The sequence below is a fragment of the Pseudomonadota bacterium genome (assembly GCA_013285445.1).
In the GTDB taxonomy this organism is placed as follows: Bacteria; Pseudomonadota; Gammaproteobacteria; order Xanthomonadales; family Wenzhouxiangellaceae; genus Wenzhouxiangella.
The window spans coordinates 1,575,406-1,599,881 of record CP053448.1; the positions used below are offsets into that span (position 1 = coordinate 1,575,406).

Here is a 24,476-nt window from a genome sequence, read left to right on the forward strand (position 1 = left end):
GCGGGTCCGGCGATATGCTTGATATGCACGCGAATCCTCACGCAGGTATTGCCCGATGCCCGACCAGGCCACGCTTTCCGTCCTCCACGCCAGCGCCCGAGAACGCACGGTCATGCGGTCTTTGCTCAATCTGGCTGGCAGTCGGGACAACAAAGGTGGGGGCTGGGTGGTCTCGGAGCAGCCTGGCGGCGACCTGATCATCGTCGACGTCGACACGCCCGAGGGGGAACAGCTGTGGGTCACGCTTGGCGAGCAGGGTCGCCGTCCGGTCGCCATGACACGGCGACGCGATTTCGGCAGCGAACTGGTGCTGCACAAGCCGCTGCGTTCACGCGAATTTCTTGATTTGCTCGAGTTGATCGGCCGGGGATCGGGCAAATCGCAGGCAGATCCTTCCCAGGCGGCTGTGGAGTGGCAGAGTTGGGCGGCCTCGGAAGATGCGGATTCAGCCACGCTGGCCGAACATCTGCGGCGCCAGACCTGGACCGGACCGGTGATCCTCAGGTATCCCCAATGGCCTGAGCTGGTGATTGATCCCGGTTCGGGCAGCTGGTTTTATGACGGAAGTATCCGCGCGCTCAGGCCGAAGATGTTTGCCCAGGTCTTGCCCTCAACTGCCGGTCGACCGGTTTCCAGCACTGACCTGGTGACCCTGGTCGAGGGCCTGGGGCGCCGGCCGCTCAGCGAGCTGAAATGGTATGCGGGCCTGGCGCAGTCCCGTGGCCGACTCCATCCGGATCTTGTCGGTGAAGTCGACTTCATGCTCACTCAGGTGCCTGGCGAGGCGATGGATAACGAGCGCTTTGCGCAACTGGCTCGCCTTCTCATTCGGGCGCCGGTTTCCATCGATGAACTGTATCACCAGTCCGGAGAGACCGCGGAAAACGTCGCTACCTTTCTCAACGCCTGCTATACCACTGGCCGGCTGTTGCTCAACCGTTCGGCGCGCGCTGCCGGTTTCTGACTGGCCTCGGTTCATGGCCAACCGGTCCGGTCGCGAAGCCGGGTCTTGCGCTCACCGACTGCCATATGATCAGGGTTTGTGGTTGGAGCCATAGAGCAGGCGCACCCTGACCACGCCCGGTATGCCGGCGAGCGCGGCCAGCAGCTCGGCCGACGGCGCCACTTGCCAGTCACTTCCCAGTCTGACCAGCGCTTCGGCCGCATGATTGCGGTAGCGCAGCAGGATCGGTGTTCGGCCCTGCCGGTAGGGCTGCAGCGCGGCTGCCAGATCGCGATCGAGTTCGTCGTTCGGTGCCCCGATATCGATCTCGACGCTGCGCGCCAGCTCGGCGCGCGCTTCATCGACCCCCATGACAGTTTCGGCCACCATTCTGTACCCGCCGCGGTATTCGTCCGCCTCCACGCGACCGCGCGCGATCACGATTTCGTCGGGCATCAGGCGATCGGCAACCTGCTGGTAGAGTGAATCGAACACGGCCACCTCCAGACGTGCCGTGCCGTCGTCAAGGGCAACAAAAGCGCCTTTCCCGGGTCGTCTGCGTACCGCCATGATCAGACCCGCCAGGGTCATCTCCACGGCCTGTCTGTGGCCCCTGCCACCGGGGCCCGGCTTGATCAGCTGATCGAGACGCTCAAGCGGTGCCGTGGTGATTCCGGCCAGCTCGTCGCGTAACTCGTCCATCGGGTGGCCGGACAGGTATAGCCCGAGCGTTTCTCGCTCGGCGCGCAGCCTCTGGCGCATCGTCCAGTCGCTGACCTGAGGGAGTGCCCGGGAAAAGCCTGCGGACGCCTGCTGAACGGATCCGCCGAACAGACTGGTCTGGCCGGCCTCGCGGTCACTCTGATAGCGTTCCGCCTCCGCCAGTATGTCGGGCAGAGCCTGCATCTGCGCGGCGCGATTATCGTGCAGGCAGTCGGCTGCCCCCGACCGAATCAGCGATTCGAGCGTGCGCCGGTTGAGACGCGACAGGTCGACCTCCCGGCACAATTCGGAAAGGCTTTGAAAGCCGCCAACCCGCTCTCTAAAAGCAACCAGGCTATCAATTGCGGCATGGCCGACGCCCTTGATCGCGCCGAGGCCGTAACGAATGGCGCCATCTTCCACTTTGAACCTGTAGCCCGATCGGTTGAGGTCTGGTGGCAGAATGTTCAGCGACATCAGGCGACAGTCCTCGATGAGGTTGGCAATCTTGTCGGTTTTGTCCAGGTCGGCCGACAGCACTGCCGCCATGAACTCGGCCGGGTAGTGGGCCTTGAGCCAGGCGGTCTGATAGGCGACTAGCGCATAGGCGACTGAATGTGATTTGTTGAAGCCGTAGCGGGCAAAGGTTTCCATCAGGGAAAAAATAGACTCGGCCTGGGCCTGATCGATTCCGTTGTCGCCGGCGCCGGCAATGAAAATGGCGCGCTGGTGCGCCATCTCCTCCGGTTTCTTCTTGCCCATGGCGCGGCGCAGCAGATCGGCGGCACCGAGACTGTAGCCGGCCAGCTCCTGGGCGATCTGCATGACCTGCTCCTGGTACAGGATCACCCCGTAGGTCGGTTTCAGGATCGGCTCGGTGGCTGGGTGCGGATAGCTGACCGGCGCCTTGCCGTGCTTGCGATTGATATACTCATCAACCATGCCGGCGTCCAGTGGACCCGGGCGGAACAGCGCAACGGCGGCGACGATATCATCGAAGCTGTCCGGCCGAAGCTTGCGCAGCAGGTCCTTCATTCCCGGCGATTCCAGCTGAAAAACCGCGGTGGTATGGGCAGCCTGCAGCAGGCGAAACGCGTCGCTGTCGTCGAGCTGTAGCTGGTCGAGGTCGAGCGGCGACTGCCCCTGTTCGGCCCGGTCGGCGTTGATCGCCTTCAGCGTCCAGTGGATGATGGTCAGGTTGCGCAGGCCGAGAAAATCGAACTTGACCAGGCCGACTGCCTCAACATCGTTCTTGTCGAACTGGGTCAGTACCGAATGTCCGTCCGGTTCGGTGTACAGCGGCGTATAGCGGGTCAGCGGACCTGGCGCGATGACCAGGCCGCCGGCATGCTTTCCGGCATTGCGCGCCAGTCCCTCAAGCGACCGGGCCAGATCGAAAATGGTGCGCGTATCTTCCTCGCGATCGTAGCGCGCCCTGAGCTCGGGTTCTTCTGCCAGGGCCGAGTCGAGGGTCATCTCGAGCCGGTTTGGAATCAGTTTGGCGATGGAGTCGACAAAGCCGTAGTTGTAGCCGAGCACGCGACCGCAGTCGCGGACGACGGCCTTGGCCGCCATGGTGCCGAACGTGATGATCTGTGAGACCTGCTCGCGGCCATAGCGCTGAGCGACGTATTCGATGACCCGGTCCCGCCCCTCGACGCAGAAGTCGATGTCGAAATCCGGCATCGACACACGCTCAGGATTGAGAAATCGCTCGAAAAGTAGATCATAACGCATTGGATCCAAGTCGGTTATTCCAAGAGACCAGCCCACGACTGAGCCGGCACCCGAGCCGCGCCCCGGCCCGACCGGGACGTCGTTGTTGCGCGCCCAGGCGATGAAGTCGGCAACGATGAGAAAGTAGCCGGAAAAGCCCATGGAGCTGATGACGTCCAGCTCACGGACCAGTCGCCGGTCGTAGTCTGCTCGGGCCAGGCCGGCGGCCAGATCATGGCGCTCAAGTCGGGCGGCCAGCCCCTCGGTTGCCTTGCGACGCAGATACTCGTCTTCGCTTTCTCCGTCGGGCAGAGGGAATACCGGCAGCGCATACTCGCCGAGCGTCAGTTCCAGGTTGCAGCGACGCGCCAGGTGGAGCGTGTTTTCGATGGCGACCGGGAGGTCGTCGAACAGCGCGATCATTTCATCGCTGCGCTTGAAATACTGCTGGTCGACGTAAGGGCGCGGCCGTCGCTTGTCGTCGAGCAGACGACCCTGATGGATACAGACCCGTGCTTCGTGGGCAAAGAAGTCTCCGGCGTCCAGAAAGCGGACGTCGTTGCTGGCGACAACTGGCACTTCCCGCTCGACCGCCAGCGCCAGCAGGCCTTGCTCCAACGCCTGCTCGCCGTCGCGTCCGTGCCGCTCCAGGGCCAGGTACAGCCGCTCCGGAAACAGCTGTCGCCATTCGTCGAGGCGCTGCCCTGCACGGGTCAGATCGCCATTGCTCAGCGCGCCGCCGACATCGCTCTCCCGCCCCAGCAACACGATCAGGCCCTGGGTGTGATCACGCAGCCAGGCCGGGTGCAGTCGCGGCTGGCCGCGATAGCGACCCTCCAGAAAGCTGCGCGACAGAAGGCGACACAGATTGAGGTATCCGTGCCGGTCCTGAACCAGCAAGGTAGCGGTCGAACAGTGCTCGGGTCGGGCAATATCCTGAATCCGCACATCGGCACCGGCAATCGGCTTGACGCCGGCGCGAACCGCTGCGCGATAGAACTTGACCAGGCCGAACAGATTGTGCCAGTCAGTCACGGCGACCGCGGGCATCCCGCAGGCAGCAGCCCGTTCGATCAATTGCTCGATGCGAACCGTCCCGTCTTCGATCGAATACTCGGTGTGCAGCCGGAGGTGGACGAAAGGAGTGGCGGCGGCGGATGAGACGACTTCGTCGGCCATGCGGGGATTATATCGTTGACGGAGCCGAGGCCGTGGCCAGGGGCTCAGGTTTCAGGGCAGGCTTCGGAGCGGATTTCCCGAACCCTCGAATCTGATTAAACCGCTTTCCCGATCAACCGCAGCCCCCCCGCCAGGACAAGGACGCCTGCCGGCAAACAGATCCACCAGGGGACACCGAACCCGGTCGGAAGCGTGCCGATGGCAAGGGTGACCAGTCCGGCCAGGATCGCATAAGGCATCTGAGTGCGCACATGTTCGATGTGATCGCACTGACTGGCCATCGAAGACAGAATCGTGGTGTCGGAGATCGGGCTGCAGTGATCGCCCCAGACGGCGCCGCCGAGCACGGCAGCGACGCTGGCGTAGATAATGCCGAAATGTTCGGTGTCGGCCATGCCCTGGTTGATCAGCATGGCCCAGGTCAGCGGTAGCATCAGCGGCAGCAGAATACCCATGGTGCCCCAGCTTGAGCCGGTTGCGAAGGCAGTGGCCGCGGCCAGCACGAAAACCAGCGTTGGAAGCCAGCCCGGGTGCAGGCGTTCACCCAGCAGGTCGGCCAGAAAGCCGGCCGTTCCAAGCTCGCTGGTCATGCCCGACAGCGCCCAGGCGAGCACCAGTATCGCGACCGCCAGCAGCATTGAACGCATGCCGGTAAACCAGGCGCTCAGTGTATCGCCCAGCCCCAGGATGCGCTGGGAAACGGTCAGAACGACGGCACTGAGCACGCCCAGCAGCGAGCCCCACAGCAGCGATTGATAGGGATCTGCGCTGCCGATGATCTCCTGGATCGAGTCGCCGCTGCCGCTGGCGAACAGCCCGCCGACGACGGTGACCACCAGTATGCCAACCGGCAGCAGGGCATTTCGGGCGCGGCAGGGACAGGATTGATCAGGCTGAACCTGCTTCATGTCGTCGTCGACCAGCGAGGTGGACACGGCGTCTGGCGCCACCTGTCCGCGCTGTCGTGCCCTGCGTTCGGCCGCCAGCATGGGACCGAAATCCCGACCGCTGATCACCACGGCGAAAACAAGGCTCAGCGCAAACAGCGGGTAGAAGCTGTAGGGAATGGAGTTGAGAAAGACGAAGTAGGCGTTGACTTCGAGATCCGGAATGTCTTCCAGCGCGCTTCGGATGAGTCCCACCTCGTAACCGATCCAGGTCGTGACCAGCGCCAGGCAGGCGACGGGCGCTGCGGTCGAATCGACCAGATAGGCCAGTTTTTCACGCGAAATCCCCAGGCGATCGGTGACCGGCCGCATGGTGTTGCCGACGACCAGCGTGTTGGCGTAGTCGTCGAAAAAGATCGCCAGCCCCATCGCGACGGTGGCCAGACTGGCCCGGCGCACATTGGCGGCAAAGCGCACGATGAGGTCCACGATGCCCTGCAGGCCTCCGTTTCTGGAGATGATGCCAACCATCCCGCCAATCATCATCGAAAAGAGGATGACAGCGGCATGGTCGCGGTCAGCCAGAGCCGAGACGATATGGGTCTCGAATGTTTCAAGCAATCCCAGCCACAGCCCGATCAGGGAAAAGCCGTTCAGCGCCCAGGCACCGATCCAGATGCCGAGAAACAGCGCCGGAATGACCTGGCGCAGTATCAGCGCCAGCGCAATGGCGACCACTGGCGGGAGCACGGATATCCAGCCGAAATGATTGCCATCGGCGGCCAGCAGAGTGGGGCTGATCAGCAGGGCAAACAGGACGATACCGAACTGCAGGCGGGATCGGTTCCGGTTCTTCATTCTTTTCCCGTCATCGAATCCACTACAGTTTGGCACTTGTCGAAGCGCTTTGCCAGCAACTCATGCTGGTCGACGGGGTGCGGGAAGGATTGGTACCAGCGCCTGCGCAGGAGGTTGAGCTCGTCGACCAGCGAGGTCGAACGATCGCGATCGCCGAGGCGTTTGGCGAGCCGGTCAACCTGATAGGCCATACGCGCATCGCGGTCCTCATTGGGCGAGTCCAGACCCGCGAGAAACTCCATCTCAATGGCAATCTGGCGGGCGGCCTGGCCGTTTTGCTCAACCTGCTTTGCCAGGGCATCGATTGATACCGCCTCGTCAGCCAATCGCCTTGCGGTTGCCGCCAGTTCATCAAGCAGGGGGTCTTCTTTCGCGTCGCAATCGGGCAGTTGTTCGATGGTGGCCTCATCGACGGCACCGCGCTGGCGCTGCTGCCAGATCGCCTGGATGGTTTCGGCAATGTGGTCGAAGCGCTGCCGAGCGGCTTGGCGCGCAGCCCGGCGCTGTTCGGTGAGCCGCTGCCTGAGTTGCTGTTCGGCCCGCTCGAATCGCTGTTCAAGCGATCTGGGTCGGCGCCCGGCGCTGCTCCACTCATCCCGCAGCCCCCGCATCCGACCTCGCGCGTCTTCGAGCTCCGCGGTATCGCATTGGGCCAGTGTTTCGGCCTGTTCGCACAGCCCCCGCAGCTGATCGCTGTGCTCGCGTTGCTCGGCCTGCGTTTCCTGTTGCTTGCCACGCAACTGCTCGAACAGCGGGTCGATCGGCTCCCGGAACGCTTTCCAGAGTTTCTGCTCGATGCGACGCCGGCCGCGGCCGGCGGCTTGCCAGCGTGCCTGCAGGGCCTTGGCCTGTTCTATCGCTTCCGACAGATCCTTGACGTGGGTCAGGCCGCGGGCCTCGGCAACCAGCTGGCGCTTGACCTTCTCCACGGCCTCGAATTCAGAGTCGAGCCGGGCCGAGAGATGATCCATCAGTTCGCGCAGCCTGGCGGCCGAAGATCCGCGAGATTTCGGCGGCAGATCGTCCAGCCGGCGAATGGCCTGGCGAGCGGTGTGCATCAGCTCCTGCAGCCGATCGGTCGCGCTGGATTCATCATCGGCAGCCTGATGTGCCTGCTCGAGGAAGCGCTTGAGCTGTTCGAGGTTGGCCTCCTGCACGGCGCTTCGCTGTTCGAAGTACGGCTTGGCCTGCTCGAAGGCGGCCTTGCAGGCGGATTGAAACCGTCGCCACTGACCGGCCGGTGCCGCATGCTGGCGCTTGTCACCCGGCAGGACTTCCAGTGATTCGAGGCGTTGCCATTCGCGCCGGGCTGATTTGAGCGCGGCGGTGATCGCATCGGGGTGCTGCTCGGACCCGGCCAGGGCCTCGACCTGGGCAATGAGCTCATCGCGAATCTTGTTGTTTGACCAGTGTTCCCAGTTGCGCATTTCGTGCAGGCGGCCTTCCAGGCGATGAAGACGGCCGCCGATAGCGCTGGTCTGCTGGCGCCTGGGCAGTCGATCGAATGCGCTGCGGGTTTCGCGCAGGTGTTTCTGCGCCCCGGCCATATTGCCTGCTTCCAGCAGCTCGGCGATCTGGTCGACTCGGGCGACAAAGTCCGGCCCGACGGCCTGCTGCGCCTGGCGATCAGGCGTCTGAAGGTGCGCTTCGCGGCGCCTTTGCAGCGCTTTGAGAACCGGAAGAACACGCTCGCGGGTCAGGCGATCGGCTTCGGTCGGCGCCGAGATGTGGCTCCAGGCACGGTCCCAGTCACCCAGCAGCTGGCCGGCTTCGCCGGGGTCGAGTTGGGCAGTCGAATCAAGCCCTTCAAGCCGCGTGGCTACAGCCAGCAGTTTCTGGTCAGCGCCTTGGTCGGGCGGATCGGCTGCCGGCGCTTCCGCGGTGGGGATGGTCGGATCACTGTCGGGTCGCTCCAGCGCCCGCCGGGCAATGGCGATGGCGCCGTGAAAGCGCCGGGCCAGGCCTTCGGGCGCTTGCTCGAGTCCTTGCCATTCACTTCGCAGCTCGGACAGCTCGAGCTTGCGCGAACCGCTGAAATCCCCGCGCGCGAGCGCTTCGGCCCGCTTGACCAGGGCTTCGGCCGGCGCGACTTGAGCGTCCAGCTGTCCGCTGGCAATGCGCAGCTCGCGCAGGCGCGCGTCGACGGCGCGTGCGCGTCCCTTGTTGCTCTTGCGCAGCGAAGCGGCAATGCGCTCCAAGGTTGATTCCTGTTCAATGCGCGCCAGCACTGCCGCCGCCAGATCGTTGTCCCGCTCGGTCGCGTAACAGTCGCCCAGGAACCCCTGTGCATCGATTCTCTCAAGCGCCGCGGCCCGCAACGCGGTGTCGGGCGCATGCCTGGCCACCTGCCGAATCCAATCGGGATCGTCGATGCGGCGAAACCACTCCAGCCGTTCCTTGATCATTTCGGGGTCAGCTTTGCGCATGATGGATCGACGCAGAAATTGGTCAGCAGCCGCCAGAATGTCGGGATCCGACTCCCGCAGACGAGCATCGAGCCAGAACGCCTCGTTGTTGATCCGCTGCAGCGCAGTCAGCCGCACCAGTGGCGACTCGTCATGCTCGGCAATCTGGCCGATGCGCTCAATCAGCGCGTCATCGTGGCCTTCCCGGACAGCCTGCGCCCGTACCTGAGGGTCGCGGTGCTCCCAGGGTTGCCCAAAGATTCGGGATTTCAGGTTCATGGGCCGTGTCACATCGTCGCTAGTCCCCGTATTATAGGGGGAGGCTCGCTTGACCGACGGCCAGTCGGCACCGCCGAGGTTCAGATCAACTGCTGAATCATGCGCAGGCCGGCTACCCAGGTGCCAATGGCCGAGCCGAGGTTGGACAGGAAAAACACCAGCAGTACCCTGGAGACCCGGTTTTTCCACCAGCCAGTCAGCCGCACGACATCCTCGCGCAGTGATTCGAAGTCGGCAACCCGTGGCTTTCGCAGTCCGGCTTCGACCGCTCCGGCGACCATGCCGGCCCCAATGGTCGGGTTGAGTGAGGTCAGCGGCGCGGCAACCAGGGCCGATAGCACAGTGACCGGATGGGCGCGGGCGATCACGGCGCCGAGTGCCGATAGCGTGCCGTTGATGACGACCCAGGTCGCCACCAGCGACCAGCCCAGCTCGGGCGAACGCGAAAAGCCGACGACAAAGCCGGTCACGACCAGGAGCAGGATCAGCCAGGGCAACATCTTCAGAATGCGCGAGCGTGGGGGCCTGGTGCTGAGCGAGGCAACGGTTCCGGCGGGTTCGTCAGTACTTGCAAGCGCCCGGGCCGTGCCTTCCAGGTGACCGGCGCCAAGTACCGCGAGTACCTTGCGGGGGGCATGCCCTTCGTTCTCCTGCCGCAGTCTTGCGGCCATGAAGCGGTCCCGCTCGGCGATCAGCGAGTCGTAAAGCTCGGGGGCGGTTTCGGAGAACTCGCTGAAGGTCTCGGTCAGCAGGTCGCCTTGCTTGAGGCGCTCGATGTCCTCCTCGCTGATTTCCTGGCGTGAGAACATCGACATGATCAGGCCGTTGAGCATCAGCCAGCGCTTCCACCAGGACAGGCGGCTCGACGCACGACGCAGGGTGATCCCGATGTCGCGGTCGACGAGCTGCACCGGAACGTCTGTGCGCCGTGCAGCCTCGATGGCCATCTTCATCTCCTCGCCGGGTTCGATGCCGAACTGCTCGGCGATTCTTCGCTGGTAGGCCGCCAAAGCCAGGGAGGCCATCAACATGCCGGCCTTGCCCTCGCGAATGACCTGAAACAGGTCCATGTCCCGCCAGGCATCGCGCTCGGTCAGGGTTTGATAGCGCGGCGCGCAAAGCTCAATGGCCACGGCGTCGTAGTGACCGCTGTCAATCAGACGCTCGACTGCCTCGGCGCTGGTGCGCGAGACATGTGCGGTGCCGAGCAGCGCGTAGTCCACGCCTTGACGCTGGACATGGCGGACGGGCTCGTCGCCGAAGAGTTTCTGCTGATCCGGGGTCATCGAGGGCAGTCGGGCAAAAGCAGTTGGGCAGTTTAGCCGATCAGTCAACAGTTTTTCCGACAGACGCAACGGTTTCGCGCCATAATCCGATTCCGCGTTCGTCACTTTCCGGTGGCCTGCCATGCCCCTTGCATTCTCTTTCCCGGTCGTGATCGAAGCCCAGCCCGATACGACGACTTGCGGGCCAACCTGTCTGCATGCCGTGTATCGGCATTTTGGCGATGACATTTCGCTGGAGCAGGTCATCGACGAGATTCACCGCCTCGATCACGGTGGCACGCTTGACGTTTTTCTGGCCAACCACGCCCTGTACCGCGGCTATCGGGCGGCCATCCACAGCTGGAATCTGGAAGTCTTCGATCCGACCTGGTTCGCGCTTGGACGGCGTGAGCTGGCAGTGAAACTGCGCCAGCAGGCCGATTTCAAGCAGCGCGAAAAGCTGTCGGTGGCCACGCCCGGCTATCTCGACTTCCTGGCCTCCGGCGGGCGAATCCGGTTCGGGGACCTCAACCGGGCGCTGCTTCGTCGCCTGCTGTCCGACGGCCATCCGGTGCTGACCGGGCTGAGCGCGACTTATCTCTACCGCGGTGCGCGCGAATGGGGGCCCGCCGACGAGGATGACGATGTCCGCGGCGAGCCGGTGGGCCATTTCGTGGTGCTGACCGGTTATCGACGTGAAACCCGGGAGGTCCTGATCGCCGACCCGACCAGCGCCAACCCGCAGGGCAGCCAGAACTACGGCGTGCACATTGATCGGGTGATCGGTGCGATCCTGCTTGGCGCACTGACCTATGACGCCAACCTTCTGGTCATTCGCCCGTGCAACAGCTGATCGTCGTCAGCCGTACCGAGGACTGGCCGCTCGAAATTGCCGGCATCGACCGTGTCCTGGCGCGCGATTACCTGACCGATCCGGCCTGGTCGGAGCGTCGTTCGATCCGGGTCTACAATCTCTGCCGCAGCTACGGCTACCAGTCCAACGGCTACTATGTGTCGTTGCTGGCCGCTGCGCGCGGCCACAAGCCGTTACCCTCGGTCGCCACCCTGCAGGACTTTCGCGCGCCTGACATCGTCCGATTGACCGGTGCCGAGCTGGGTCGGCTGATCGAGTCCGGCCTTCGTCCCCTGCATTCAGACGATTTTACGCTTTCGATCTACTTCGGCCGCAACCTGGCGCGCCGCCACGACCGGCTTGCACGGGCCCTGTTCAATGTGTTTTCGGCACCGCTGCTGCGGGCGCGTTTCGAGCGCCTGGACACAGGCTGGAGCCTCAGGCGAATCGCGCCGGTGTCGTTCAGCGATATTCCGGAGGCGCATCTGGACTTCGTGCGGGAAGCGGCCGGCCGTTACTTCTCCGGCAAGCGACCGCGCACCGAGCGCCACAGGCCGGCGCGCTTCGATCTGGCCATGCTGGTCAATCCGGATGAAGGCCACCCACCGTCCGACGAAAAAGCGCTCAGGCGTTTCGAGCGCGCCGGCGAAGCGGTGGGGTTCCACGTCGAGCGCATCGTTCGCGACGACATCGGCCGACTGGCCGAGTTCGATGCGCTGTTCATCCGCGAGACCACGGCGGTCAACCATCACACTTTCCGCTTTTCGCGCAAGGCGGCCGCCGAAGGGCTTGTTGTGATCGATGATCCGGACTCGATCCTCAAATGCACCAACAAGGTCTATCTTGCCGAGTTGCTCCAGCGCCACGACATCGCCGCGCCCCGAACTGTGCTGGTGCATCGCGACAATCTCGACTCGATCGAGCAACGTCTCGGGCTCCCGGTTGTGCTCAAGCAGCCCGACAGCGCCTTCTCGCTGGGCGTGGTGCGGGTTGCCGAGCGCGAGGTGCTCGGTCCGACCCTGCGCAAGATGCTGCGCCACAGCGAGCTGATCGTGGCGCAGGAATATCTGCCTACCGAGTTCGATTGGCGGGTCGGCGTACTGGACGGTCGGGCGCTGTACGTGTGCCGCTACCATATGGCGCGCGGACACTGGCAGATCATCAACCACGACCGCGCCGGAGGAGATGAAGGTCTGGCGGAGACGCTGTCGGTCGGCGAGGCGCCCGAGCCGGTCGTGCAGGTTGCGGTTCGGGCAGCCGGCCTGATCGGTAAGGGGCTATATGGCGTCGATCTCAAGGAAGTCGACGGCCGCGTGCTGGTGATCGAGATCAACGACAATCCGTCGATCGATGCCGGCTGCGAGGACGCGGTGCTGCGCGACGCGCTGTATCGCGAAATCATGGGGGTGATGTTCAAGCGCGTGACCGAGCGCAAGCTCGGGCAGCGTCAGGAGTAGAAGGATGCCGACTCTGGATCCGGTGGCCAGACCCGCGTGTCTGCGTGCCTTTGCCGGGTACGGCATCGAGCTCGAGTACATGATCGTCAATCACGCGGATCTGTCGGCGCTGCCGATGGCCGATCGTCTCTTGGCGATGCAGGCCGGCGAGGTGGTCAACGAGGTCGACAAGGGTGCGCTGGCCTGGTCCAACGAGCTGGTTCTGCACGTTATCGAACTCAAGACCAACGGTCCGGCCACTGCCCTGCATGGGCTGCCGGGTCTGTTTTCCGCTGCGGTTCGGGATATCAATATCCAGCTTTCGCCGATGGGTGGCATGCTGCTGCCGGGCGCCATGCATCCTCTGTTCGAGCCCGACACCGAGACCCGGCTCTGGCCTCACGGTCAGAACGAGATCTACGAAGCCTATGACCGGATCTTTGCCTGCCGCGGCCACGGTTGGTCAAACCTGCAGTCGATGCATATCAATCTGCCCTTTTTCGACGACGAGGAGTTTCAGCGGCTGCACGCGGCTGTCCGACTGGTCTTGCCGCTCATTCCAGCGATTGCGGCGGCCTCGCCCTTGATCGAGTCGGCGTGGTCGGGCTGGATGGATACCAGACTGCGTTTCTACCGCGATAATCAACGGCGGATTCCCCAGATTGCCGGCGCAGTGGTCCCGGAGGCCGTTGCTTCGATCGCCGACTACCATACCCGAATCCTCGAACCTATGTATCGCGCGATCCGGCCACATGACCCGGCCGGTATTCTGACCGACGACTGGCTCAATTCGCGCGGTGCGATTGCACGCTTCGAGCGCCAGACGATCGAAATCCGGGTGATCGATATCCAGGAGTGTCCGGCCGCCGACCTCGCCATCGCCGAGGCGGTCACCGCGTTGGTCCGCCGCTGCTACGAGTCCGAAGCGTGGCTGCACACTGGCCAGGCTCTGTCGACCCGGGTGCTTGCCGACCAGCTGTTCGCTGCAGCCCGAGCCGGTGGCCGAGTCCGATACGACCACCGGCCCTGGCTCGAATTGTTCAATTGCCCCAGGGTGGTCGACGGTCGGACGCTCTGGCGAGAACTGCTTGCCGGCCTGAGCCTGTCACCATCGGCCAGCGCCACGCTGTCGACCCTACTCGAGCGCGGCACGCTGGCCGAGGCGCTTCATGTCCGGCTCGGCCAGACGCCGTCGCGTGCCGCCATTGCCGAGGTCTATCGGGAGCTGGGCGAATGCCTGGATCAAAACCGCCTGTTTCTGCCCTGATCACTTGCGAACATGCCAGCGCGCGGGTGCCGGCCTACTGGCAGCGCCTTTTCTGCGGTCAGACAGAGGTGCTCGCGTCCCATCGTGCCTGGGACCCCGGCTCGCTGGACCTGGCCGAGGCGCTGGCCCGACATCTGGATGCGCCGCTGCTGGCCGGTCAGGTCACGCGTCTCCTGATCGACCTGAACCGATCCTCCGGGCATCCCCGCCGCTTCTCGGAATGGACCCGAGGCCTGCCAGAGAGTGATCGGGTGCGCATCGAGCGGTCCTGGTGGTTGCCACACTGGCAGGTGTTTGGACAGTTCATCCGGAGCCATCCCGGTCAGGTTGTCCATATCGGCTGTCACAGCTTCACGCCCGTGCTCGCCGGACGACGACGTCGCTTCGATATCGGTCTGCTCTATGATTCTCGTCGCTGGGCCGAACGGCGGCTTTGTCGTGATCTGGCCGGTCGTCTGTCGGCGCGATTGACCGGCATCCGGGTCCGCATGAACCAGCCCTATCGCGGCACCGCCAACGGCATCGGCCAGCAGCACCGTCGTCTCTACGGGCCGGACAGGCTGCTGAGCGTGGAAGTCGAGATCAATCAGCGGCTGGTCCGTCGTGGTGACTGGGGGGTCGTCCTGGCCGCGATCAGCACAGAACTGGCCGAACTGATCCGCGCTTGGTCACCGCGCGTGCACGAGGCTGCTGATGAGCCGGTCTCCGTCATCAGTCGCGCCAGCGCTTGAGCAAATCGCCGTAGGCGTCGATACGGCGGTCGCGCAGGAAGGGCCAGATTCGGCGTATCGTCTGGCTGCGGTTGAAGTCCACCGATGCCAGCACGATCTCGGCCTCGCTGCCGGCCTCGGCCAGAATTTCTCCCTGCGGGCCGGCGATCAGGCTGTGGCCCCAGAACTCGGCTTCGCGGTTCCCGCCTGAACGGTCGGGCTCGAAACCGACCCGGTTGCAGGCTGCAACGGGGAGCCCGTTGGCGATGGCGTGGGCACGCTGGATCGTGCGCCAGGCCTCGAGCTGCCGGTGCTGCTCGTCGTCGTCGTCCTCCGGCGCCAGGCCGATGGCGGTCGGGTAGACCAGGATGTCGGCGCCGGCCAGCGCCATCAGTCGGGCCGCTTCCGGGTACCACTGATCCCAGCACACCAGCACGCCGAGCCGGCCGACTGAGGTGTCGATCGGCGTGAAGCCCGTATCGCCCGGTGCGAAGTAGAACTTTTCGTTGTAGCCGGGATCGTCCGGGATGTGCATCTTGCGGTACAGACCGGCGCGCTGGCCGTCACGCTCGAAGACCACGGCGGTGTTGTGCGCCAGGCCGGGGGCACGCTGCTCGAATATGGAGCCGACTACGACCAGCTGGTGGCGGCTGGCGCAGTGTGAAAGCATGCGTGCGGTGGGGCCGTCGAGTGGCTCGGCCAGATCGAACAGCCCGGGATCCTGGACCTTGCAGAAATATTCGCTGGCATGCAGTTCCGGCAGCACGACCAGTGCTGCGCCCAGGTCGGCGGCCTGCGCGATGCCTTCGGCCGTGGTGATCCGGTTGTCTTCGGGATCGGGACCCATTGCGTGTTGAACCAGCGCAACCAGCAGTGGTTCGGCACTCACCCAAGTGCTCCCGGAATATGCATGGTGGCGCAGTGTGGCCCACCCGATTGGGTGATCATGGTGGCTGCCGGCACGCCGATGACCTCGTGGTTTGGCAGCAGTGGCTCGAGCACGGCCCGGGCGGCTGCGTCCTGGCGGCTGCCATAGGCAGGCACCAGGCACGCACCGTTGACGAACAAAAAATTGGTGTAGCTGGCCGGTCGCTCCACGTCGAGATCATCGGGGCAGGGCAGCGCGACGAGTCGGTAGGGTTTGCCGTCGCCACGGCGCTGGGCTTCGAGCTGTCCCAGTAACCGGCGCGTTTGCGCCGGGTCGCGCTGCAGCTGGAAGACCAGCGTGTCTTCGCTGACGAAGCGTGCGAGGGTATCGATGTGACCGTCGGTATCATCGCCCGGTGCGGGATCGACGTCAACGGCAACGATCTCGTCGATGTTGAGCAGGCTGTGCAGTTCGTGATCGATTTCGCCGTCGCTCAGGTGGGGGTGTCGGGCGCGCAGGCAGTGTCGATTGACCAGCAGTCGTCCCCGTCCGTCGGTATCGATGGCGCCGCCTTCGAGCTCGAACAGGTACTGCCGAAACCGGAAGCGGGCGAACAGTGAATGCCTGGACAGGTGCGTATTGACTCGATTGTCAAGCGCGGCTGGATGCTTGCCGCCCCAGCCGTTGAAGTGGAAATCGAGTGCCAGACGTTGTCCGGATCCGACCAGCGTGATCGGGCCAAAGTCCCGACACCAGGTGTCGTTGAACGGCATTTTGATCGTATGAAGTCCGCTGCCGGTCCTGGGCAGATCGCTGTCGTTGACATCCGACGGGGCGACCAGCAATACGACCGGCTGGTATTTGACGATCGCGGCGATCAGCTCACGATATTCATCCCGGATCGACGCGAGCTGGTCCGACCAGTCCGATTCTGCCGGCGGCCAGGCCAGCAGGGTTGCGCTTTGTCGTTCCCATTCGGCCGGCAGCCGGCAATCGGTATGCGCCATGGGTCAGGGCTCCGCGGGATCCTCCTGTACCGTGTCCGCCACTGCATCATGATGCAGCACGCTTTCGATGACCAGATCATATTCGAAGAAGACGCTGAAGTCTTCGTAGTCCCAGCGCGAGATGGGCGGTTGGCCGACCGGGCCGTAACGCTGCCGGGGCTGGCCGAAGTCGCGCTCGACTTCGGTCGTGGTCAGGCCGTTTTCCGGGAGCGTTCGCATCATCCGCTCCCGCACTTTCTCGATCAGCAGCACATCGGCGGCAATCGCCGTGCCGAGCATGCCAGCCAGCGCTGTCCCCCCAACCAGCTTGCCCAAGGTCCATCCTTTCATGGCGAGTTCCTCTGGTTGTGCCCACAACAGCCTGCCGATACTTCACGGCAAGGCAGCGCAAAAATAGTAGCATACCAGCCAGATTCAAAGTTATCTCTCAATGGGACACAGGATGAAAAGTACGCTCATCACCGGGGCAAACCGGGGCATTGGCCTGGAGCTGGCGCGTCAGCTCCAGCAGCGGGGTTATCTGGTCGTGGCTGCGTGTCGCCATTCCTCACCCGAGCTCAACGCGCTGGACGAGGTCCAGGTCGAGACCGGTGTCGATGTGACCGATGGCGACAGCCTGGCGGATCTGGCTGATCGGCTGCGCGGCCGACGGATCGACCTGCTGGTCAACAATGCGGGTTTGCTGGCGCCATCCAGCCTGGCATCGATCGAGACCGGACTCGACGAATGGAGAGCACAGTACGAGGTCAATACGCTCGGGCCGCTGCGAGTGGTCAGCGCCCTGCGCAACCATCTAAACAACCAGGGCCGGATCGTCATCATCACCTCGAGAATGGGGTCGATCAGCGACAACACCTCCGGTGGCCACTACGCCTACCGCATGTCGAAGGCGGCGGTCAACATGGCGGCCGCCTGCCTCGCGCACGAGTTCAGGCCACGCGGGATCGCGGTCGGACTGCTGCATCCGGGATTCGTCCGTACCGAGATGACCGGCCGTCAGGGTGACGTGGAGGCTTCGCAGGCGGCCGCCGGTCTGGTCGAACGCATCGAGGAACTGAGTATGGAGCTGACCGGCAGTTTCCGGCACGCCAACGGAGAGGCGCTTCCCTGGTAGGGGCGGGCCGGTTTGTCGATGCGCCGCCGTGTCAGTCCGCTGGATCAGGGGCGCACCTACTTACCGCCCCAGGCGCTCCTGCTCGGCCAGTAGTCGCCGCCAGGCACGATGACGGAAGGCAGGCAGGGTGCCGGAATCAACTGCCGCAACCACGGCGCAACCGGGTTCGCTGTCGTGTCTGCAGTCCCGGAAGCGGCATTTGGCCGCATGATCTGCAAACTCCGGAAAGCCGCGCGTCAGCGTTGTTGGTTCCATTGTCCACAGGCCGTATTCCCACACGCCCGGGATGTCAATCAGCCAGCCGGCCTGGCCGTAGCGATGGGCGGTGGCCGTGGTGGTCGTATGCGTACCCTTGCCGGTGACACGGGACAAGTTCCCGACCTGTGCGCCCAGGTCGGGTATGAGCGCGTTGAGCAGGGACGACTTGCCGACACCGGACTGGCCGGCGATGAGGGTCACACCGGTCGCGATGCGTGAGGCCAGCGCATCGACCCTGGTTTCGGGAAGACAGCGGGTTTCCAGGGTGGTGTAGCCAAGGCGGGCGAGCGCTTCGAGTTCGTCAAACGGGGGCTGTTCCGGGCAGGGCAGGTCGGACTTGTTGAGCACGATCAGCGGCTCGATGCCGCAGATCAGGCAGGTTGTGAGGTAGCGGTGCAGCAGGTCGCGACTGGGGGGCGGTTTGGCCGCGATGACAATGGCCGCGCGGTCCAGATTGGCGGCAATCGGCCGGAACCGTCCGCGTCCGTCGCCGCGACCGAAGACGTTGCGTCGCTCGATGACTTCGAGCAGTGTTCCGGACGGATCGATGCGCACCCGATCGCCTGGCAGGGGGCGCTGGAGGCGGCGCGGAAAGTGAACTGGCCGCAGCGCATGGTCGTCGGCGGCAACGCCGTGATTGGCATGTGCCTGTACCATGAGCAGGGGTTCGCTGCTCATGAACGCAGTCCTTGCTGGTATAGTGCGGAGCCCGTTGTTACTGCTCCTGATCGATCATGAACGAGAGCTATCTGATCTGGATTGACCTGGAGATGACCGGCCTGGACCCGGCCTCTGATACGATCATCGAGATTGCCACTTTGTTGACCGATGGCGATTTGCACGAGGTGGCGGTCGGTCCCCAGCTGGCCATCGCGACGCCCAGGGCTGTGCTCGGGGCTATGGATGAGTGGAACACCCGCACGCACACCGGATCGGGGCTGGTCAGGCGCTGTCTGGAGTCGGGCACCAGCCTGGCTGCGGCAGAGCATCAGACCATTGCTTTTCTGCAGCAGCATGTACCGGCCCGCGTGTCGCCGATGTGCGGCAACTCGATCTGCCAGGACCGTCGCTTCCTGGCTCGCCTGATGCCAGAACTGGAGGCGTATTTTCACTACCGCAATCTCGATGTCAGCACCGTCAAGGAACTGGCCCGTCGCTGGGCGCCGAAGGTGGCGGAAGGCTTCAGCAAGGACTCCAGCCACCAGGCACTGGAGGATATCAGGGATTCGCTCGAGGAGCTTCGGTACTATCGTCGCTTCATGGGGGAGCTGGGCGGGTCGTAGGCCGGGGCCGCGTCCCCGAGGGACGAGGCTAGACCAACCACCACCGGCTTCAATCCCGATGCTTCGCCAGCTGCCGCCAGGTGTCCACCACGGTGTCCGGGTTGAGCGACATGCTCTCGATACCCTGCTCCATCAGCCACTGGGCCAGATCAGGATAGTCGGACGGACCCTGGCCGCAGATACCAATATATTTGCCGGCCTTCCGGCAGCTGGTGATGGCCATTGACAGCATGGCCTTGACCGCCGGGTCGCGCTCGTCGAAGCGGTGGGCGACCAGCCCGGAATCACGGTCGAGTCCGAGTGTGAGCTGGGTCAGGTCGTTGGATCCGATCGAGAAACCGTCAAAGTACTCCAGGAATGCCTCTGAACTGAGGGCGTTGGAGGGCAGTTCGCACATCATGATGACTTTCAGGCCCTGCTCGCCACGCCTGAGCCCGAACTCGGCCATCACGTCGACCACCTCGCGCGCCTCATCGACCGTGCGTACAAATGGAATCATGACCCAGACATGATCGAGCCCCATGGTTTCCCGCACCTGCCTGAGTGCCCGGCACTCCAGCTCGAAGGCCGGCTTGAAGCGCTCGTCGACGTAGCGTGACGCGCCACGCCAGCCGATCATCGGGTTCTCCTCATCCGGCTCATAGCGTTCACCGCCGATCAGGTTGGCATATTCATTGCTCTTGAAATCAGACAGCCGCACGATGACCGGGTGGGGGGCGAATGGCGCGGCAATGGTGCTGATGCCCTCGGCCAGTTTGTCGACATAGAACCGAACCGGATCATCGTAGCCGGCGGTGCGGCGGTCGATTTCGGCGCGGACTTCTTCGGGTTGTTCATCGCGCGCGAGCAGCGCAAGCGGGTGGATGCCGATCAGCCGGTTGATGATGAACTCCAGGCGGGCCAGGCCCACACCGTGGTTCGGGATCATCGCGAAGTCAAAGGCCCGGTCGGGATTGGCTACGTTCATCATGATCTTCAGCGGTGCTTCAGGCATGTCCTCAAGGGAATCCTCGCTGACGCTGAAGGCCAGCTGACCGGCATAGATCCGGCCCGTATCGCCTTCGCTGCAAGACACTGTGACGCTCTGGCCGTGGGCAATGCGCTCGGTGGCGTCGGCGCAACCCACGACCGCGGGAATGCCGAGTTCGCGCGCGATGATGGCTGCGTGGCAGGTCCGGCCGCCGCGATTGGTGACAATGGCCGCGGCCCGCTTCATGACCGGTTCCCAGTCCGGGTCGGTCATGTCCGTGACCAGCACGTCGCCGGCCCGGACTTCGTGAATCTGGTCAAGCGACTCGATCACACGCGCCTTGCCCTGGCCGATGCGCTGGCCGATGGCGCGGCCTTCGGCCAGAACGGCGCCGGTTGAGTCGAGGCGAAACCGCTCCATGGCCTGGCCCGAACGGCTCTTGACCGTTTCCGGGCGCGCCTGGAGGATGAACAGCTCGCCGGTCTCGCCATCCCTGGCCCACTCGATATCCATCGGGCGGCCATAGTGATCTTCAATGGTCAGCGCCATCTCGGCCAGGCGGGTGGCGTCGGCGTCGCTGAGCGAAAAGCGCATGCGGTCCTGTTCGGGGGTGTCGTCGGTCAGCACACCGCCGGCGTCGTTGGCCGCGTAGACCATGCGCGTGGCCTTGGAGCCGAGGGTGCGACGCAGCACGGCCGGTTTCCCCGCCTTCAGATTGGCCTTGAAAAGATAGAACTCGTCGGGGTTGACGGCTCCCTGCACCACCGACTCGCCCAGCCCGTAGCTGGAAGTAATGAAGACCACGCCGTCATAGCCGGATTCGGTGTCAAGCGTAAACATCACGCCGGCCGCGCCCGAGCCGGCTCTCACCATCAGCTGGACACCGGCCGACAGGGCCACATCGGCGTGCGCAAAGCCCTGGTGGACCCGGTAGGCGATTGCGCGATCGTTGTAGAGACTGGCAAAAACGGCGTGGATTCGTTCGAGGACGGCCTCGATCCCGCAGACGTTTAGAAACGTCTCCTGCTGGCCGGCAAAGGAGGCGTCGGGCAGATCCTCGGCAGTCGCCGAGGAACGCACCGCCACCGCCATGCCGGCACCGTGGCGTGTCTGCATCTGCTGGTAGGCATCGCGCACGGCCTGCTCAAGCCTGGCCGGCAGCGGCGTATCCATGATCGACTGGCGGATGCGGCTGCCGGCCGCCGCCAGCGCACGCGTGTCATCGGCGTCGAGCGAATCCAGGATTTCGCCAATTCGCTCACTGAGCGCTGACTGATCGAGAAAGTCGCGAAAGGCCGCAGCCGTCGTGGCGAATCCGCCGGGAACATTGACGCCGGCATCGCTGAGGTGGGTGATCATTTCCCCGAGGGAGGCGTTCTTCCCGCCGACCTTTTCAAGGTCGCCCATTCCAAGCTCGTCAAGCCAAAGGATATACTCCGCCACAGATACTCCGAGAAAGCAGGGTGTTAAAGCCCGCTATTGTAACCGGCACCGCCATGCGACGAACCGTATTCTTTGTCTCCGACGGAACCGCGATCACCGCCGAGACCTTTGGCCACAGCCTGCTGACGCAGTTCTCCGGCGTGGAATTCCGGCAGGTTAGGCTGCCCTTCGTGGACACGCCGAGCAAGGCGCGTGATGCCGCTGCCCTGATTGATCGCGCCGCCGAGGCGGAAGGTGTGCGCCCGCTGGTTTTCAGCACGATCGTCGATATCGATGTCGGCGAGGTGCTGGCTGACTGCAGCGGTCACCTGTTCGATTTGTTCGGTACCTTCGTCACCCAGCTCGAGCAAGTCCTTGGTGTGGATCGCTCGCCGCGTGTCGGCCAGGCACATGGCATGGGCGACAGCCAGGGCTATGAGGACCGGATGGAGGCGACCAATTACGCCTTGACCCATGATGACGGCATCAGCAAGCGGCTCGACAACGCTGATGTCATCCTCATTGGCGTGTCGCGTTCGGGCAAGACACCGACCTGCCTGTACATGGCGCTGCACTACGGTCTCAAGGCGGCCAACTATCCGCTGACCGAGGAAGACCTGGAGCAGCACAGGCTGCCGTCTTTTCTGCGTCAGCACAAGTCCAAGCTGTTCGGCCTCACGATCGATCCAGATCGCCTGGCCCAGATTCGAGAGAATCGCCGGCCGGGTAGCCGCTACGCTTCGCCGCGTCAATGCCGTTATGAGGTTGACGCGGCTGAGGCCATGCTGCGCGCCGAGGGTGTGCCGATGCTTTCGTCGACCGATTCCTCGATCGAGGAACTGGCCAGCCGCATCCTGCTCGAGCTCGGGCTCGAGCGCGAGATGCACTGAGCCGACGGTGCCGGCATGCCGTGATCCGGTGACGGCGAGCTGCTGCACGCGTGTGGTATTCTCGCCCGCCATGCTGACCAAGTCGCGCCAATTACAGCCCTCCAGTCGCGTTCTGGCCCGCCGGCTGCCCGAACTGCACAGCGCCGTGTACCGTGCGCTGAACGTGCTGCTGCCCGACGGTCTGGCACGGAGCGATTGCCTGACCTCGCGGGTCGATGGGGGTCCCGAGCTGCAGCTGGAAGTCATTGAGCGCCACGCCTACACCACGTTTATCCGGTTGTCCTACGTCATCGGTGAGGAGCGTCAGCACAATCCAAACGCCCACGTGCGTATCTACCACGACGCGGGCATGGCCGAGGCGACTGCATTCAGCCCCCAGCAGGGGATCGAGCGCCTGGCCGGACCCGAGTTGTCGATGAACGCGCTGGTGGTTCGCAGCTGGCGCCTGAATCGGGCCTTGATGAAGTGGCTGGACTATCTGATCGCTCAGGGCCACGGCCCGGAAACCATGCGTCCGCTGGCGGACGCAAACGACCCGCATCGCTGCGGGCTTGTTGCCGAGCCCCCTGAACGCCACTGAAACTGCTCGCCCACTGGCCCCGTCGGTCCGGGTTGTTTACAATAGCCCTCCGGCAGCCGGGTAACGATTGTGCCGGCATTCGGTCAGCGGGCGGATCGGCCTCGGTCTCGCCCGCTTCGTGTAGCTGGAGGTTCGAATTGGTTCCAATGCAGGCGGTACTCGGGCTGGAAGACGGCACCACGTTTTCCGGCATTGGCCTGGGTGCGTCCGGCGCCCGGATTGGCGAAGTGGTTTTCAATACCGCGATGACCGGCTACCAGGAAATCCTGACTGATCCGAGCTATGCTGGCCAGCTGGTGACGCTGACTGCTGCGCATGTTGGCAATACCGGGGTCAATGTGCAGGACGTCGAGTCGTCGCGGATTCACGCCCGTGGCTTGATCATCCGGCACTACCCGCGACGCCACAGCAGCTGGCGTGCCAGCCAGTCCCTGTCGGACTGGCTGCTCGGCGAGAACTGCTGCGGCATTGCCGGCGTTGATACACGTGCTCTGACGATGCGCCTGCGCGAGGCCGGTGCACTGAATGGCTGCCTGATGGTTGGTGCCTCGGTTGACGCGAATGAAGCCGTCGAACGTGCCCGCCAGTGCGAGCCAATGAGCGGGCGTGATCTGGCGCGCGAGGTCAGCGTCGACCGTTCTTACCAATGGCGGGAAGGCAGCTGGGATCTTGGCAGCGGTCGGTACCGGACCGGCAGTGGCCGGTTTCACGTCGTGTGCTACGATTTTGGCGTCAAGCGCAATATCCTGCGGCTGCTGGTCGACGCGGGCTGTCGGGTGACCGTGGTTCCGGCCCGCACGCCCTGCGATGAGGTCCTGTCGCTTGCCCCGGACGGTGTCATGCTGTCGAACGGCCCCGGGGATCCGCAACCCTGTTCCTATGCAATTGACGCCATACGGATCCTGCTCGAACGCCGGGTGCCCGTGTTCGGCATTTGCCTTGGCCATCAATTGATGGCGCTGGCGGCCGGGGCGCGAACGGTCAAGCTGAAGTTCGGCCACCACGGCGCCAATCATCCGGTCAAGGACCTGGCCACCGGCCAGGTGCTGATCACCAGCCAGAACCACGGCTTTGCCGTTGATGAGGCCAGCCTGCCAGACGCGGTCATCGCAACCCACCGTTCGCTGTTCGATGGAACTCTGCAGGGTATTCGAATCGAGGGCCGGCCCGCGATGGGCTTTCAGGGGCATCCGGAAGCCAGTCCTGGCCCACACGATCTGCGGCCGTTGTTTGATCGCTTTGCCGACTTGATGGAAACCGCGGATGAACGCGGATGAACGCAGATCTGAACGAAATTTCAGAGCGAATCATCGGGTGTGCTTACCCAGTGAGCCATTCTGTCCGTGGCGACGGCCACAGGATCGGTTTTTTGGTGACCAACTTCAACGCGGAGTATCGCGAAGTCCGGGAACTGAAGGCGGCCAGTGGCATTCTTTCCGAACGTCAGGCGCAGTTGCTCAGCTACGGGCCTTGTGGGAGTTTTCAGTCGGGATTGCTCGTGAACCTCGGGCGCTCAAAGGTGCAGATAATGCGAACGGTTCATCAATTGTGATTTTCAATCCGCGTTCATTCGCGATCATCTGC

At 63.9% G+C, this 24,476-nt stretch carries 20 protein-coding genes; 11 read left to right on the forward strand and 9 right to left on the reverse strand.

The annotated features are described in order from the left end of the window. Positions 1 to 55: 55 nt before the first annotated feature. A complete protein-coding gene (locus tag HND55_07145; GenBank protein QKK02439.1) occupies positions 56 to 964 on the forward strand; it encodes a hypothetical protein in 909 nt (302 codons plus the stop codon). Between the two features lie 69 nt (positions 965 to 1,033). Here the strand turns inward: HND55_07145 and dnaE are convergent, their stop codons facing one another. From dnaE to HND55_07165, 4 genes are all read right to left on the reverse strand, one after another. Next, positions 1,034 to 4,540, reverse strand: coding sequence for a DNA polymerase III subunit alpha (dnaE, locus tag HND55_07150; GenBank protein ID QKK02440.1), 3,507 nt, complete (start codon positions 4,538 to 4,540; stop codon positions 1,034 to 1,036). Positions 4,541 to 4,635: 95 nt separating this feature from the next. Then, positions 4,636 to 6,285: a Na+/H+ antiporter NhaC family protein gene (locus HND55_07155; protein QKK02441.1), complete on the reverse strand. Its 1,650-nt coding sequence runs from the start codon at positions 6,283 to 6,285 to the stop codon at positions 4,636 to 4,638. Next, the gene (locus tag HND55_07160) at positions 6,282 to 8,969 is read right to left on the reverse strand and encodes a DUF349 domain-containing protein (GenBank protein ID QKK02442.1); all 2,688 of its coding nucleotides are present in this window, start codon (positions 8,967 to 8,969) and stop codon (positions 6,282 to 6,284) included. The genes HND55_07155 and HND55_07160 overlap by 4 nt, the downstream gene beginning before the upstream one ends. Positions 8,970 to 9,049: 80 nt before the next feature. Then, positions 9,050 to 10,255: a TraB/GumN family protein gene (locus tag HND55_07165; GenBank protein ID QKK02443.1), complete on the reverse strand. Its 1,206-nt coding sequence runs from the start codon at positions 10,253 to 10,255 to the stop codon at positions 9,050 to 9,052. A 121-nt stretch (positions 10,256 to 10,376) separates the two neighbouring features. Here HND55_07165 and HND55_07170 point away from each other — a divergent pair, with 121 nt between their 5' ends. Genes HND55_07170 through HND55_07185 form a run of 4 tightly spaced genes read left to right on the forward strand, consistent with a single transcriptional unit; the run spans position 10,377 to position 14,521 of the window. Continuing rightward, a complete protein-coding gene (locus tag HND55_07170) occupies positions 10,377 to 11,087 on the forward strand; it encodes a hypothetical protein (GenBank protein QKK02444.1) in 711 nt (236 codons plus the stop codon). Continuing rightward, positions 11,075 to 12,544 (forward strand): RimK family protein, encoded by a 1,470-nt coding sequence (locus tag HND55_07175; protein QKK02445.1) that lies wholly within the window; start codon positions 11,075 to 11,077, stop codon positions 12,542 to 12,544. Before HND55_07170 ends, HND55_07175 begins: the two co-directional genes overlap by 13 nt. 4 nt (positions 12,545 to 12,548) lie before the next feature. Further along, a complete protein-coding gene (locus tag HND55_07180; protein QKK02446.1) occupies positions 12,549 to 13,790 on the forward strand; it encodes a glutamate--cysteine ligase in 1,242 nt (413 codons plus the stop codon). Beyond that, a complete protein-coding gene (locus tag HND55_07185) occupies positions 13,757 to 14,521 on the forward strand; it encodes an N-formylglutamate amidohydrolase (protein QKK02447.1) in 765 nt (254 codons plus the stop codon). The genes HND55_07180 and HND55_07185 overlap by 34 nt, the downstream gene beginning before the upstream one ends. On the opposite strand, the gene HND55_07190 is transcribed toward HND55_07185, so the two are convergent. The 3 genes from HND55_07190 to HND55_07200 are packed head-to-tail and all read right to left on the reverse strand — an operon-like array spanning position 14,502 to position 16,705. Next, the gene (locus tag HND55_07190) at positions 14,502 to 15,389 is read right to left on the reverse strand and encodes a carbon-nitrogen hydrolase (GenBank protein ID QKK02448.1); all 888 of its coding nucleotides are present in this window, start codon (positions 15,387 to 15,389) and stop codon (positions 14,502 to 14,504) included. The genes HND55_07185 and HND55_07190 overlap by 20 nt on opposite strands. Then, the gene (locus HND55_07195) at positions 15,386 to 16,375 is read right to left on the reverse strand and encodes an agmatine deiminase family protein (protein ID QKK02449.1); all 990 of its coding nucleotides are present in this window, start codon (positions 16,373 to 16,375) and stop codon (positions 15,386 to 15,388) included. The genes HND55_07190 and HND55_07195 overlap by 4 nt, the downstream gene beginning before the upstream one ends. Positions 16,376 to 16,378: 3 nt before the next feature. After that, positions 16,379 to 16,705: a hypothetical protein gene (locus HND55_07200; GenBank protein ID QKK02450.1), complete on the reverse strand. Its 327-nt coding sequence runs from the start codon at positions 16,703 to 16,705 to the stop codon at positions 16,379 to 16,381. Positions 16,706 to 16,817: 112 nt separating this feature from the next. Between HND55_07200 and HND55_07205 the strand changes: the two genes are divergently transcribed. Further along, complete coding sequence (locus tag HND55_07205) at positions 16,818 to 17,489, forward strand: SDR family oxidoreductase (protein ID QKK02451.1); 672 nt, start codon at positions 16,818 to 16,820, stop codon at positions 17,487 to 17,489. A 60-nt stretch (positions 17,490 to 17,549) separates the two neighbouring features. Here HND55_07205 and rsgA read toward each other — a convergent pair whose 3' ends face one another. Further along, on the reverse strand, positions 17,550 to 18,425 hold the full coding sequence (rsgA, locus tag HND55_07210; GenBank protein ID QKK02452.1) for a ribosome small subunit-dependent GTPase A: 876 nt from the start codon (positions 18,423 to 18,425) through the stop codon (positions 17,550 to 17,552). 56 nt (positions 18,426 to 18,481) lie between these two features. On the opposite strand from rsgA, the gene orn reads away from it, so the two are divergent. After that, complete coding sequence (orn, locus tag HND55_07215) at positions 18,482 to 19,030, forward strand: oligoribonuclease (GenBank protein ID QKK02453.1); 549 nt, start codon at positions 18,482 to 18,484, stop codon at positions 19,028 to 19,030. A 49-nt stretch (positions 19,031 to 19,079) separates the two neighbouring features. On the opposite strand, the gene ppsA is transcribed toward orn, so the two are convergent. Further along, positions 19,080 to 21,443 (reverse strand): phosphoenolpyruvate synthase, encoded by a 2,364-nt coding sequence (gene ppsA, locus HND55_07220; protein ID QKK02454.1) that lies wholly within the window; start codon positions 21,441 to 21,443, stop codon positions 19,080 to 19,082. A 53-nt stretch (positions 21,444 to 21,496) separates the two neighbouring features. On the opposite strand from ppsA, the gene HND55_07225 reads away from it, so the two are divergent. The 4 genes from HND55_07225 (at position 21,497) to HND55_07240 (ending at position 24,444) form a co-directional block, all read left to right on the forward strand. Continuing rightward, on the forward strand, positions 21,497 to 22,312 hold the full coding sequence (locus tag HND55_07225) for a kinase/pyrophosphorylase (protein ID QKK02455.1): 816 nt from the start codon (positions 21,497 to 21,499) through the stop codon (positions 22,310 to 22,312). A 7-nt stretch (positions 22,313 to 22,319) separates the two neighbouring features. Continuing rightward, positions 22,320 to 22,892 carry a DUF1249 domain-containing protein gene (locus tag HND55_07230; GenBank protein ID QKK02456.1) on the forward strand — a complete coding sequence of 191 codons (573 nt, stop codon included), beginning with the start codon at positions 22,320 to 22,322 and terminating at the stop codon, positions 22,890 to 22,892. Positions 22,893 to 23,038: 146 nt separating this feature from the next. Continuing rightward, positions 23,039 to 24,169, forward strand: coding sequence for a glutamine-hydrolyzing carbamoyl-phosphate synthase small subunit (gene carA / locus HND55_07235; GenBank protein ID QKK02457.1), 1,131 nt, complete (start codon positions 23,039 to 23,041; stop codon positions 24,167 to 24,169). Continuing rightward, a complete protein-coding gene (locus HND55_07240; GenBank protein QKK02458.1) occupies positions 24,166 to 24,444 on the forward strand; it encodes a hypothetical protein in 279 nt (92 codons plus the stop codon). The genes carA and HND55_07240 overlap by 4 nt, the downstream gene beginning before the upstream one ends. Positions 24,445 to 24,476: the final 32 nt, after the last annotated feature.